A 12,722-nucleotide genomic window follows, 5' to 3' on the forward strand; every position below is an offset into this window, starting at 1 on the left:
CCGGGCTCTCGCAGATCAGAAGCCGTGCTCGATCCGCGAATAGACCATCTCGGTGAAGGTGGAGAGATGGGCGCCGATGAAGGAGCCGGAAACGGCAACGACCAGGAGGATGACGATGATCTTCGGCACGAAGGTCAGTGTCACCTCCTGGACCTGGGTCAGCGCCTGGATCAGCGCAATGGCGGTGCCGACCAGCATCGCGGCGCCGACGGCGGGGCCGGAGGCGACGATGATGGTCCAGATCGCCGCCTGGACGATGTCGAGGGCGTCCCGCTCGTTCATGACTGGCTGATCGTAAGCCCGGGCCCGACCGCGACCTTCGTGCCGTTCTCGAGGGTTGCGACGGAGCCGTCGCTGTTGATGGAGATCGAAGCGACCTTGCCGCTGAAGGTTGCGCCGGTCGCGTCGGTGAAGCTGACGGTCTTTCCGATCAGCCCGTTGGCCTGCGACAGCGACTGCGAAGACAGCAGCGCATCCAGCTTCGAATTGGTCTGCATGGCCTGCTCGACCGTCGAGAGCTGCGCGAACTGGCTCATGTACTGCGAGGTATCCATCGGATTGGTCGGATCCTGGTTCTTCATCTCGGCGACGAGGAGCTGAAGAAAGGTATTGTAGTCGACGGTGTTGCTCGCCGTGTTCTTCGTGGAATCGGTCGTATTGGACTTGCTGGTGCTGTCGGTCGCGCTGGTGACGTTCATGTAGCCTCTCCGCTGTCAGGCAGCCTGGAATGGGATCTCGGTGGCGACGCCGGCCAGGCCGGCCAGAATTGCGTCCTCCACCGGGAACAGCGCCCGGATCCGCTTGAGCGCCTCGAAATAGCGGGTCGTGCGGACCAGCTCGTGGATCGCGGCAAGCCCGTCGAGCATCTGGCGGCTCTCGCAAACCGCGAGCAGGGCCGCATGATGCTCCCCGTAGAGCGCGACTGCGGCGCCGATATCCGTCGGGTTCATCAGCATGAGCTGGACGATGAAATAGAGCTGCCGCATCGCCGTAGTGGCGTCGGAAGCCTGCATGACCTGCCCTTCGAGCAGGAACATCACGTCGTTGACGAGCTCGACCGAGACCTTGCGGTCCACGCGCAGCACTGCGCCGTTGACGTAGATCCGCTCACCCGCCCGCAAGGATATTTTCATCAGAGGGCGTCTCGGATCAGGCGGTTGATTTCGATGAGCTGCATCACGTCGTTCGACTTCTCCTCGCGAAGCCGGTCGGCTTCCTTGATGACCCACAGACCGATCGAGATGATGTCGGCGCGCAGCTTTTCCGGGAGTGCGTTTTCCGGATGGGCGAGATCCTCAATGAAGATCGTCCACAGCCGCCGCACATAGAGCAGGCTCTCGACCAGATCTTCGAAGCTGAAACGTCCGCTCCGGATCCGCTCGAGCCGGTCGATGCCGAGACTGAGCGCCTGCCGCTCGCGGCCCCGCGCCTCATAGCCGCTATCGTCGACAACCGCTTCATAGGCTTCAAACGTCATCAGAACCACTCTGCGCAGGAGACCGAATAACAAGACCAAGACAAAGGTGACAGACCCCGGCTCAGAGATAGTTGATGAGGCTGATCTGCTGGAGCTGCGACGTCAGCGACAGTGCCGTCTTGATCTGGGTCTGCAGGGTGTTGACCCGGACCGAGGCCTCCGTCGGGTCGACCGCCTCCAGACCGACGATCTGATTGTTCAGAATGTCCTGCTGCGTCTTGAGCTTTTCGGTGGCGCCGGTGATCCGCTGCTGGACTGTGCCGACGCTGCCGCCGAGCGTAGCGAGGTCCGTGATGGCGGTACCGACGAGGTCGATGGCCTTGTCCACGACGACCTGGAACGTGTCCTGGCTCAGCTTCGCGTTCCCGAGATCCGCCATCATGGTATAGGCCTCGGCGAGCCTACGGAAGCCGATCTGGTTGGCGCTAACGGACGTATCGGCGATCTCGGTCGTGGAGATACGGCTCTGCATGGTCTGGTCGGTGGCCGTTGACCAATTGGTGTTCCAGGCCGGGCTCGCGAACTCGGCATCGAAGGTGGTGTTGAGGAAAGTCTGCATTTGCGCCGGGGTGATGGTGCTTACGCTGGCCGAGGATTGCGAGAAGCCGAAGGTCGCAAGGAAATCGGCGTCGACCTGGTTCTTGCTGGCCGAGCCCGCAGTGTAAGCCGTGATCGGTTGGTTCTGCGTGTTGATGCCCGAGAACAGATACGAACCGTTATAGGAGACGTTCAGCGCGCCGATCAGGTCCTGGAGGTTGGCGGACGCAGGCGGCAGGACGATCCGCCCGCCGCCGTCGGTGCTGCGGGCCGCGATCAGGTCCTTGAGGAAAGATGTTGCGGTCGTACCGAGCTGGGTGATCCGGTTCTGCGTCGTGTCCAGGCGCCCCGAGACGAGCCCGTTGGTATCGACGAGTTGATCGGCGAAGCTCAGGTCCGCCCGCAGGGTGACGTCGCTTCCGGTCGTGGCACCAAGCTCGAGGCCGACGTCGGCGAAGCGGCCGGTGGTGGCTTCCTTCGAGGCCTTGGTCAGCGCGGCCTGATTGTTCGTGATCGAGGACCTCAACGACGAAGACAGCATCAGGGTCGAGATGTAGTTGGCGCTCATCATGACTTAATTCCCCACGGCTGCCAGCAGGCTCTTCAACATTTGGTCGACGGTCGAGATGATCTTCGACGACGCCGAATAGGTACGTTCGACCTGAAGCATCAAGGACATCTCGTCGTCCATGTTGACGCCGCTGACGTTCGACAGCGCCGCGGAGCTGCGGTCGAGCAGCGTGTTCTGGTAGGTGGCGTTGTCGTCCGCGGCCTTGCGCTGGTTTTCGATCCAGCTCGTCGACGACGCAGCGAAGTCGATCAAGCTGCCGCTCGGCTTGCCTTGCGTGGTTGCATCGAACGGCTGCGACGCATCCATGTTGCCGATGAGCTGCTGCAGCCTGGTCGAGTAGCCGGCATTGCCGGTGGTGTTGTATCTGTAGGCGACGTTGCCGCTGATCGCGCCATCACGCAGCAGGTTGGGATTGCCGCCCTGGGCCGGGTCGACCGACGCGGCAACGCTGATCGAGCCGGCCAGGCCGACCGAGACGGTCGCGCTAGCGGGCATCGCGGGTGAGCCGGGATAGGTGAACAGGCCGGGCCGGTCGGGCAGCGCCGCGCCGGACTGGTCGACCTCCTTGAAGGATTCGACAAGGCCGCGTGCGATCTCGTCGAGCTGGCTCTGATACGTGACCGTGGCGTTGTCGCGCAACTGGGCGAGGCCAGCGAGCTTGCCGGTCTTGATCGGCATCACGGAATTGGCGCCGGTGACCGGGACACCGTCGATATAGACAGCATTGCCGGTGGTCCCGGGCGTATAGATGTTGGTCGCCGCGAAGCTGACCGAGCGCGCCGACTTGTCGAACAGCACGACGCCGCTGTCGGTGTAGAGCGCCGCGTCGCCGTTGGCGCGCAGCGTCATCGAGACGCCGACCTCCTGCGACATCTTCGAGACGATGTTGTCGCGCTGGTCGAGATAATCGGTGACGTCGTCACCGGCGATCGTCCCCTTCACGATCGCGGTGTTGACCTTATCGAACTGGGTCAGGAGCTGATTGATATTCCCGACCGAAGTCGCCATGTCGGCATCCGCTCCCTGGCGCACCGTCTGCACGGTCTTGGTGGCCTGGTTGAGCGCGGTCGCCATGTCCTTGGCGGACGTGACCGCCGCCTGCGCCAGCGTGGTGTTGTCCGGAGCGTTGGCATATTGCTGGAGCGCCTGCTTCAGCTTGTTGAGCTGGGCAGCCGGCGACTGCCCAAGCTGGGGATCGTCCACTGTCGAGGCCGATATCTTCTGAAGACCGTCCAGGATTGCATTCTGCTTGGCGGACCCGGACGTCGCGATCAAGACGTTATTATAGAGACCCGAGCTGGCGGCACGCTGGATCGCCGCCACATAGACCCCGGCCCCGGGCAGATTGTCCAGCACGGCGATCTTGCGCGAATAGCCGGCGGCGCTGGCACCGGCGATGTTGCGCGAGATCGTCGACGACTGGATGCCCGACGCCATGAGCGACGCGCGAGCGGAGTCGAGAGCGGCGGTAAGGGACATGATTTGCTCTTGCCCGGAATGAGCGCGTGAGGATTCAGCGCTTCAGGTTGACGACGACGTCGAGCAGGTCGGAACCGGTCTGGAACGTTTTCGAATTCGCAGTGAAGCCGCGCTGCGCCTCGATCATCCCGGTGAGTTCGTCTGCGAGGTCGACGTTGGAGGCCTCCAGCGCACCCGACTGGACCGTGCCGAGACCGCCGGTACCGGCATTCCCGGCCTGCGCGTTGCCGGAATTCATGTTGGTCGAATAGACGTTACCGGGCTCCGGCGTCAGATTGTTGGGGCTCGCGACGTCCGCGATCATGATCGTGTAGAGCGTCAGCTGCTGCCCGTTCTTGAGGATCGCCGTCACGTGGCCCGCAGTGTCGACGTCGACCTTGTCGATGGCCGATGGAACGCTGCCATTGACAGTCGCCTTGAAGCTGAAGTCGGTTCCGACCTGGGTCATGTTCGACAGGTCCAGGCTCATCGCCGCACCGCCTGGAACGGTGAGGGCGAGAGTCGTCGGGCTCGCCGCGGCCAGCGTGCCTTTGCCGGTTGCGGTCGTATCGAAGGTGAAAGTGGTGGCGGCACCGACCGACGCACCTGTCGCGGAGTTGTAAGCCTGAATCTGCCAGGTGTCAGAGCCGGCGGCCGTCGCCGTGTGGGACATGTAGACGTCGAGCGTAACGGCCTGGCCGATATTGTTGTAGGCCACGATCGAGCTCTTCGACGAATATGACGCCGGCCCGGGCGGACCGGCGATCACAGCCGCTTTCGGATCCAGATTGCCGGTCGTGAGCGTTCCCGCCGTCGACGGCACGGGCACTTGCGAAACCTGGGCAATGTTGACGATCTGCATGCCGGACAGGCTGTTCTGCGAGAAATTGGTCACCTTACCGGGCTGGCCCAGGAGGTAGTAGCCGGCCGCGTTGACTAGATTGCCCTGAGCGTCCGGCACGAACGACCCGGCGCGCGTCAGATATTGCTGCGTGTTGGCGGCGTTCGACACCACGAAGAAGCCGTTGCCCCGCACGGCGAGGTCCGTGGTCGACGTGGTGAACTGCGTGTGTCCCGCGTCGCTGATGGCGTAGCGAACCTTCGTCTCGACGGCGCCGGAGTCGTAATTGCCGGAGCCGCTCTTCAGGATCAGTGACGAGAATTCCGTCGAAGCCCGCTTGTAACCGGTCGTGTTGACGTTCGCGATGTTGTCCGAAACCGTCGACAGCTTGTTGGACTGCGCGCTCATTCCGGAAACGCCGGTGCGCATAACACCATACAGGCTCATGAAGTAGGCTCCTTTGTCAGGTTGTATCTACAATGCGGGTTCTTGCTTGCGCGGAGCTGATGATTGGGATCCGTGCACAACTTTCAGGTGGTAGCGATCATGTCGTCTTCGGCTGACAGAACGAGCGCGCCTTGTCGGTCCACGCTCCGAAGCCGCTGGAGACGAGATGCGCGACGATGTGACAGACGTAGCGCTTCTGCGCGGGCTGATTGTTGGGACCTGCATTGTAGCGCGCGACCGCCATGGTCCAGCTGCCCTCGCGCTGCTTCAGCTCTTTCAGGAAGCGCGCGGCGTATTCGACGTTCTTCGCGGGATCGAACATCGCCCGCACCGACGTGAACTTGTCGCCGTGATAATAGTGATTGATCTGCATGCAACCGAGGTCGATCAGCTTGATGCCCTTGCTGCGCATCGCCTCGAAATTCACGATCGCGTCGTTCATGTCCTTGGCGAACACGGTCTGGCCGTCGGCGCCGAGCGCGTAAGGATGGAGCGAACCGCGCCGTCCGGTCTCGGTGAGGCCGACCGCATAGAGAATGCCGAGCGGAATCCCATGCTGCTGGGACGCGCGCGCCATCTCGCGCTCGCAGGGGCGCGCGTTGTCGGTCGCAGCTAGCGCGGCGCCCGAGCTACAGATAAACAGGGCCGCGGCGAGTATGCGGCCCCACGTCCTGGTCATGACGCGTCTCCTGGTTGGACTGGCGCTCCTGCCGGGCCTGCTTCGCGCCGCCCTCCGATTGCCCCGACGACGTGCCGGCGCCGCCGAACGTACCTTGCGACTGCGACGATGGCTGTTGCTGGCCGGAGAGCTGCGGCTGCGACTGCGACTGGCCGGAGCCGCTCTGGAATCCGTCCAGCGAGCCGTGCTGCACGGGCGCGACGTCGGCGACATAGCCCGCCGACTGCATGAGATCACGGATCGAGTCGCGCTGCTGATCCAGCATCAGGCTGGTGTCCTTGCGCGCGGCCGCGAGGTGAACGGAGACCTCCGAGCCGACGAGACGAAGGCGTACCGTGACGTTGCCGAGCGCCGGCGGTTCGAGATTGATCGTCAGGATCTTGAGCGGCTCAGGCGCATTGGTCTGCGACGTCGCAAGATCGGGGACGGTGGACGCCGTCGGGGCCGGCGATTCCTTCAGCTCGGCGACGACTGCGTTGGCGACCTGCTGCGTGGCGCTGAACTGCGCCGGCGGCAGATGGGTCTCCTGCTGGACCACGGTGACCTTGGTCGCTTCGGGCAATGCGTCCCGCGCCGAGGCTTTGACGGCGCGTTCGACATTGGCCGTGACGGCCTCGAAGCCTTGCGTTGCAGGCATTGCCTTCGAGGACGCATCGCTGCCTTGCTGCGCGGCTGCCGCCGCCTGCGAAGGCGCGGCCTGCGGGCGCGTGCCCGTTGAAGCGGCAGCGGGCGGTGCGGGTTCGGCAGACGTGACCTTCGCCGCGCCCTGGACCTCACGCTTCGTCGTAGCAGAGCGTTCGTCGCGCGCAGGCGCGTCCTTCTTGTCGACCGCCGGCGATTGCAGCTGCGGCCTCACGGCCGGCACGGCGGCGAGCTGCTGTTCGACGACCGCCGGAATGCTGGATCGGGCCGAAACATCGGTCTTCGCGCCGTGGTCGACCGGAGTTTGCGTCTCCGGCAATTTTTCAGTTTTCTCGTCGGCCGATTTGCGAATGGATTCGGGCTCGTCATCCGCCTTGGTGCGTTCCCGCACCGTCTTGTCCTTGTCGGCCGGGCGCGCGAGGTGCGTGCGCAGCGATCCGGCCTTCGCGCTCGTGCTGCCGCCCTCGTCGCTGAGCGCCCGCTTCGCGAGTTTCGAGACGGTGTGCAGCAGGTCGTTGAACGACGAATCTGCCGGCGATTTCGCTCCGGCAGACTTGCCCGAGCGCGATGCGCCGCGCATGTTGAGGCTTTCGGCGAGACCCGAAAAGACCTGTCCGGAGGTTCCACTGAGCTTCGTCATGGGCGATCCCTGGTAAGGCGTTCGAGTTCGCCCAGCTGCTTCCGCGCGCGCGCAAGCATCTCGGTCGACGAGGCGAGATCGAGACGCGCCGGCGTGACCGGAGGCTTGTCGGCGGCGGCGGTGGATCCGCCCGCGAACGGCTTGCGGACATCGAGTGCGAGCTGCAACGTTGCATTCAGCAGCGGAACGTCGCGCTCGGGCAACTTCGAGCGGTCCAGGGCCTTCAACTCAGCGATGCCGCCGTCATACTCATCAGTGAGCGCCCGCGAGACGCCGCGGAAGAAATGCGCGCGCTCGCGATCCTCCGAGGCATCGGCGCTGAGCGTCAGCGCACGCTCGCCGGCAAGCCGGGTCACCGCCAGCCGTCCATGCACCATCGCGGTGCGCGCGATCACGAGATAAAGCTTGAGGCGGCTCGCGCGATCTATCTGCTCCAGCAGAGTGACGATCCGCGCAAAGCGGCGCTCATCGAGGGCAATGCTCGATTGCGTCAGGCCGGAGGCGAAGCGCTGCCAGAAGTCCCCGGAGTAGACCGAGTTACGGTAATGGCGGATATAGGCGAGCGTCAGGAACTCGAACTTGTCGAAATCCTCGGCCTGTCCGACCAGCAGGATCTCGCGCCGCAGCGCCGCCTCCTCCACCAGCGTGCCCGGCAACAGCAGCCGCGCGTCGTCCAGGCGCTCGATCGCGAGCGATGCCTCGGCGCGCGCGAACAGCGCGCCCTGGACCAGCGCGACCTGTCCGCCCAGGCCCGTTGGCAGCGTGCGCGGCTTGACGTCCTTGAGCAATTCGCGCGCTTCGTCCTGGCGGCCTTCGACATAGGCCAGCGCACCATTGAACAGCCGCTCGTCGACGTTCAGCTTGTCGCGCGGCAGCTTTCGGACGACCTGCGGCCCGCCGCCGCTGAGCAAATAGATGATGATGGCCTGGCCGTTCTGCGCGTTGCTCCACACGCCCGGATCGGCGGCGAGGAACTTTTCGCCGACCTGCCGGGTCAGCGCGATGTGGCTGCCATGCGCCGCGGTGTCGCCACGGGCAATGCCATCCTGCACCGCCTGCAAGGTGCGCACGAGCTCATAGGGCTCGCCCGAGGTTGAAGCCGGGGACGGTGCCGGATCGGCAAACGCGCACACCGTCGTGAACGGCAGCAACATCAGCAGCGCGGCGCCCAGGAGCGGCCTGGTCAAGGGCGCTTCTCCCGAATCAGGATTTCGATCCGGCGGTTCTGCGCCGCCGCCGGGTCGCTCGGAAGCTTCGGCCGCCGATCGGCATAGCCTTCGACATGTTCGATCCGCTGCGCATCGACGCCGGAGCGAACCAGCATGTAATAGGCCATCTGCGCGCGCGCCGTCGACAACCGCCAATTGTCGTAGGTCTCCGACTTGTACGGCCGATTATCGGTGTGGCCGCGCACGATGATCACACCCTGGCGCTTCGTCACCAGCGGCCCGATCTTGTCGATCACGCGGATCAGTTCGGGCCGCGGCTCGGCGGACCCGACCGCAAACATTCCGAAGCTCGCATCGTCGGTCAGGCTGATCAGAAGGCCTTCTTCGACCTGGCGCACCTCGGCCACCGGGCCCGCACCGGCCTTGATGTCCGACAGCGCATCCGCGATCGCGGACTGTAGCTGCTTGACGGTCGGCTGCTGGGTCTGTGCCGCATCGCGCGATTCGGAATTCTTTGCTTGATCGCCGGGGCGTGGCTGCGCGGCGGCATTGGCTTGAGCGCCAGCCTGGGCGCCCGGTTGCGGCGCATTCGCCTGGGCACTGCCATCGCGTTGAGCCTGCGAAGGCGCAGGCCCCGGCGGCAGCAGGGGCGACAGGCTTGCAGACGACGCGTCCGCATTCGGAGCCACGCTACCGCCGGCATCGTCCTGCTTGGCACGTTGCGCCTGCGGCTCGCCCTGACCTGTCCCGGATGCGTTGTCGCGCGCGGACGCGTTCGGCTTTGGCTCGCTGTCCACGAAGTGATCCGCATCCTTGGATGTCTGCGGTGCCAACTTCCAATAGCCGGGATCGAAGGGATCGCGGTAAGCATCGCCGCCCTTGAGGCCGTCCTCTTCGGCGGAGGTCAGCGCGCCGGCGCGGCGCTGGCCCGAGGACTGGTTCGCGCTGTTGGCGATCTCGGCAAGCGTCGCGTAGGGATCGCGAAACAGAACCTTCTCTTCGAAGGAGGCAGGCTTCTCCGCAGTCGGCGAGTCTCCGCGACGTTCTTCGTTCGGCCCGGCTGGCTGACGCTTGCCATCCTGGCCTTCGAACTGCGTCGGCTCCTTCTTGCTGAGATCCTTGAGGCCCTTCGGAGCGGGTGCGTTCTCCGCGAGCTTGATCGGGTTGAAATAGCTCGCGACCACCTGCTTCTGGTCCTGGTTGAGCGCATTGAGCAGCCACATGACCAGAAAGAACGCCATCATCGCGGTCATGAAGTCCGCATACGCGATCTTCCAGACGCCACCGTGATGCGCCTCCTCGGCGAAGGCGCTGCGCCTGCGGATGATGACCAGCTCGTGCTTGACTTCTTCCATGGCGGACTACCGGCGCGCCTCGTTCAGACGTTCGCTCCACGCCGCAATCTGCGTCTCGATCACGGTCTGGTCTGCGACGACGCGGACCTCGAAAGTCTCGGCGGCTTCGTATTCAATCCCGGTTCGCCGGGCCGCCTGGAGCTGCGAGCGCACCAGATCGAGCAATTCGCCCGGGCCGGTGATCTTGAACACCGGCACCGGCGAATTGCCGGTCAGCGCCGCGATCTGCTCGACCAGCGATCCGATCGCCTTGTCACGGACGGCGTCGGCGAGGAAGGGCAGCAATATCCGCGCGACCGAGCTTGCGATGTTGGTTTCGATCTCGCGGCAGGCCTTCTCGAAGCCGCCCACGATCGTGACCGCCTGCTGGTCGGACCATTTGGCCCGCTCCTCGCCGAGCCGGATCGCGCTGCGGACGCGCTCCTCGGCAACCCTGGCATCGCCTTCCGCGACACCGGCGGCGTGGCCGCGACGATAGGCATCTTCGAGAAGATTGACCGGCGGAGCTTCCGCCTCGGGCGCCGGAGGCGGCGATTGAAGCTGTGGCTGCGATTGGGCCTGACGCGGCGGCTGAGGCTCGCGCCGCACCTCCATCGGCCTTGTCAGCACATCCTGGATCTTGGGGGGCGGAGGCGGCGGTGGAGACTTGGCGCGCCCATTCGCGTCGAACTGCGTCAGGAGTTTTCCGATAGCCGCGTTCATGCTGCCTCCTCGCGTCGCATCCAGTCTTTAAGGATTGCCGCCGCCTGCATCTGATCGAGCCGGACGATCTGCTCCAGCCGCTTCTGCGGCGTCCGCTGCATCTTGCCCTCGAGATCCTCGACGAGGTTGAGCTCGGGGTCCTGACTGTCGGCCAATGCAAGCGCCGTGGCCGCTTCAAGCTCGGCGGCCTCGGCCGCCTCGGTCTGCTCCTGCGCCGCGCGATGGGTCAGAATGCCGTTGACCGCGGGGCGAAGTCCGAACCAGACCAGCATCGAGGCAACGGCCAGGATGGTCACCGCATTGATGACGCTGCCGAGCTGCTTGTTGATCATCTCGACGAAGCTGATCGGCGGCACCGGCGCCAGTTCGCGCGAGCCTTCGATGAAGTCGACGGCCGTCACCTGGATCTGGTCGCCGCGCTGCTTGTCCAGTCCGCCTGCCGTCGCCGCGAGCTGGCTGATCTCGGCGAGCTTGCTGTCGACGATGGCCTGATTGCTCTTGTCGCCGAGATCGGCGACGAGCCGCGCGCGATTGACCAGCACGGCGATGAAGAGTTTCTTGACCAAATAACCGTCGCTCACCGTCGTCGTTGTCTTGGACGACACCTCGAAATTGGTGACGTCCTCGCGGCGGGTCTTGTCCTCGCTGGAATTCTTCGTGCCGCCGGCATTTACCTGTTGGTCCGGCAGGTTCTGCTGCACCGTGGTCGGCGTCGAACGATCCGCATTCTGCGACGATTCCTTCTCGCGCACGTTCCGGACCGAACGCTCGGCGCGGCTCTCCGGGTCGTAGACCGTCTCGTTGGTCTGGCGCTTGTCGGTGGAGAGCTGCGGCGCGACGCTCACCTCGAAATTGTCCAGGCCGAGATATGGCGTCAACGCCTTGCGGATGTTCTCCTGCACCATTCCGCCGACCGTCTTCTGGAGGCTGGCCATCTTGGTCGGCGCCGCGCTCGCCTCGTCCTCTTCGGCGAGCAGCATCGAACCATCGGCATCCAGCACCGTCACCTTGTCGCGGCTCATGCCGGGGATGGCCGCCGCGACGAGGTGTCGGATCGACTGCGCCGTACGCGCCTCGATCGCGCCGTCGGTGCGCAGCACGACCGACGCCGAAGGCGGCTGCTGCGTCGCCCGGAACGAGCCGCGCACCGGCATCACGATATGCACCCGCGCCGCCTTGACGCCCTTCATCAACTGCACGGTGCGCGCGATCTCGCCTTCCAGCGCCCGCAGCTTGGTGACCTCCTGCATGAACGAGGTCAGGCCGAGCGAGCCGATCTTGTCGAACAGCTCGTAGCCGGAATTGGCGCTGGTCGGTAGCCCCTTCTCGGCAAGCAGCATCCGCGCCTGCATGGTCTGACTCGGGCGCACCGAGACGGCGTCGCCGGCCGTATTGACGTCGAATGTGATATTCTGCTCGCGCAGCGCGGCGCCCATGCGCGTCACGTCTTCGCGGGAAAGCCCGGTATAGAGCGTTTCGAACTCAGGCCGGCTCAGATAATAGGCGCCGCCGACGACGGTGACGAGAACGGCAAAGCCGATCAGTCCCAAGGCCATCAGGCGCCGCGGCCCAAGCTCCAGCAGATTGTTGAGCAGTTGCTGTATCTGCGCACGACTGAGCAGCATGTGACCTCGTACCAATGCGAACGTATGGGACACTCCGCTGCCAACCTTGTCTGAAGGTTGCGCGAGGAGGCGAATGTGTCGGTTCGCGCGCGAGGCGTTGCAATTTTACAAGAATTCTGGACGACGCGATCAGGTCAGGAGCAACAAGCGGGCGCGCGGGTGCATGGCAGCGCGATCGGCTGCGGCGTGTTGCATGACGTCTGGCGTCGGGAGAGCTTCCATTACGGGCACGTCTTGTGCCGCCACACCCGCCGGTCATGGCAGGGACCGTGCTCCCAGGGGGAGCACGGTTGTTTCCAAAGCCGAAGCTTACTTGAACAGTGCGAGGATGCTCTGGCTGTTCTGGTTGGCGATCGAGAGCGCCTGAACGCCGAGCTGCTGCTGGGTCTGCAGCGCCTGAAGGCGGGTCGATTCCGCATTCATGTCGGCGTCGACGAGCTGGCCGACACCGCGATCCACCGAGTCCATCAGGTTCTTGACGAACTCCGAGTTGGTCGCGATTCGGTTCTTGACGGCGCCAAGATCGGCAGCAGCGCCAGCCACCGTATTGATCGCGGCGGTGACCTGCGCGATGTAGCC

The 12,722-nt window shown here is 64.6% G+C and carries 14 protein-coding genes; all 14 read right to left on the minus strand.

The genetic code is table 11. From position 1 onward, the window contains the following. Positions 1 to 15 precede the first annotated feature (15 nt). Positions 16 to 282, minus strand: coding sequence for a flagellar biosynthesis protein FliQ (fliQ, locus tag AC5ZFO_RS16655; protein ID WP_014492683.1), 267 nt, complete (start codon positions 280 to 282; stop codon positions 16 to 18). Then, positions 279 to 698, minus strand: a complete 420-nt coding sequence (flgD, locus tag AC5ZFO_RS16660; protein ID WP_282523007.1) for a flagellar hook assembly protein FlgD — start codon at positions 696 to 698, stop codon at positions 279 to 281. The genes fliQ and flgD overlap by 4 nt, the downstream gene beginning before the upstream one ends. A 15-nt stretch (positions 699 to 713) precedes the next feature. Further along, positions 714 to 1,133 (minus strand): flagellar biosynthesis repressor FlbT, encoded by a 420-nt coding sequence (gene flbT / locus AC5ZFO_RS16665; protein WP_282523008.1) that lies wholly within the window; start codon positions 1,131 to 1,133, stop codon positions 714 to 716. Then, on the minus strand, positions 1,133 to 1,477 hold the full coding sequence (gene flaF, locus AC5ZFO_RS16670) for a flagellar biosynthesis regulator FlaF (RefSeq protein ID WP_282523009.1): 345 nt from the start codon (positions 1,475 to 1,477) through the stop codon (positions 1,133 to 1,135). Before flaF ends, flbT begins: the two co-directional genes overlap by 1 nt. A 61-nt stretch (positions 1,478 to 1,538) precedes the next feature. Further along, positions 1,539 to 2,585, minus strand: a complete 1,047-nt coding sequence (locus AC5ZFO_RS16675) for a flagellar hook-associated family protein (protein ID WP_282523010.1) — start codon at positions 2,583 to 2,585, stop codon at positions 1,539 to 1,541. Positions 2,586 to 2,588: 3 nt separating this feature from the next. Then, positions 2,589 to 4,064 (minus strand): flagellar hook-associated protein FlgK, encoded by a 1,476-nt coding sequence (gene flgK / locus AC5ZFO_RS16680; RefSeq protein WP_282523011.1) that lies wholly within the window; start codon positions 4,062 to 4,064, stop codon positions 2,589 to 2,591. Between the two features lie 34 nt (positions 4,065 to 4,098). After that, the gene (locus AC5ZFO_RS16685) at positions 4,099 to 5,331 is read right to left on the minus strand and encodes a flagellar hook protein FlgE (protein WP_282523012.1); all 1,233 of its coding nucleotides are present in this window, start codon (positions 5,329 to 5,331) and stop codon (positions 4,099 to 4,101) included. A 97-nt stretch (positions 5,332 to 5,428) separates the two neighbouring features. Then, positions 5,429 to 6,010, minus strand: coding sequence for a lytic transglycosylase domain-containing protein (locus AC5ZFO_RS16690; protein WP_282523013.1), 582 nt, complete (start codon positions 6,008 to 6,010; stop codon positions 5,429 to 5,431). Further along, positions 5,961 to 7,292: a flagellar hook-length control protein FliK gene (fliK, locus tag AC5ZFO_RS16695; protein ID WP_282523014.1), complete on the minus strand. Its 1,332-nt coding sequence runs from the start codon at positions 7,290 to 7,292 to the stop codon at positions 5,961 to 5,963. The genes AC5ZFO_RS16690 and fliK overlap by 50 nt, the downstream gene beginning before the upstream one ends. Continuing rightward, complete coding sequence (locus tag AC5ZFO_RS16700) at positions 7,289 to 8,479, minus strand: chemotaxis protein (RefSeq protein ID WP_496122239.1); 1,191 nt, start codon at positions 8,477 to 8,479, stop codon at positions 7,289 to 7,291. Before AC5ZFO_RS16700 ends, fliK begins: the two co-directional genes overlap by 4 nt. Further along, entirely contained in the window at positions 8,476 to 9,816 is a 1,341-nt protein-coding gene (locus AC5ZFO_RS16705; protein WP_282523016.1) for a MotB family protein, read from the minus strand. The genes AC5ZFO_RS16700 and AC5ZFO_RS16705 overlap by 4 nt, the downstream gene beginning before the upstream one ends. A 6-nt stretch (positions 9,817 to 9,822) precedes the next feature. Continuing rightward, complete coding sequence (locus AC5ZFO_RS16710) at positions 9,823 to 10,518, minus strand: hypothetical protein (RefSeq protein ID WP_496122240.1); 696 nt, start codon at positions 10,516 to 10,518, stop codon at positions 9,823 to 9,825. Then, the gene (fliF, locus tag AC5ZFO_RS16715) at positions 10,515 to 12,143 is read right to left on the minus strand and encodes a flagellar basal-body MS-ring/collar protein FliF (protein ID WP_282523018.1); all 1,629 of its coding nucleotides are present in this window, start codon (positions 12,141 to 12,143) and stop codon (positions 10,515 to 10,517) included. Before fliF ends, AC5ZFO_RS16710 begins: the two co-directional genes overlap by 4 nt. A gap of 309 nt (positions 12,144 to 12,452) precedes the next feature. Further along, positions 12,453 to 12,722 (minus strand): flagellin (locus AC5ZFO_RS16720; protein ID WP_496122241.1); only part of this gene is annotated, 270 nt, incomplete at its 5' end.

The organism is Bradyrhizobium sp. Unk1, from assembly GCF_059512345.1.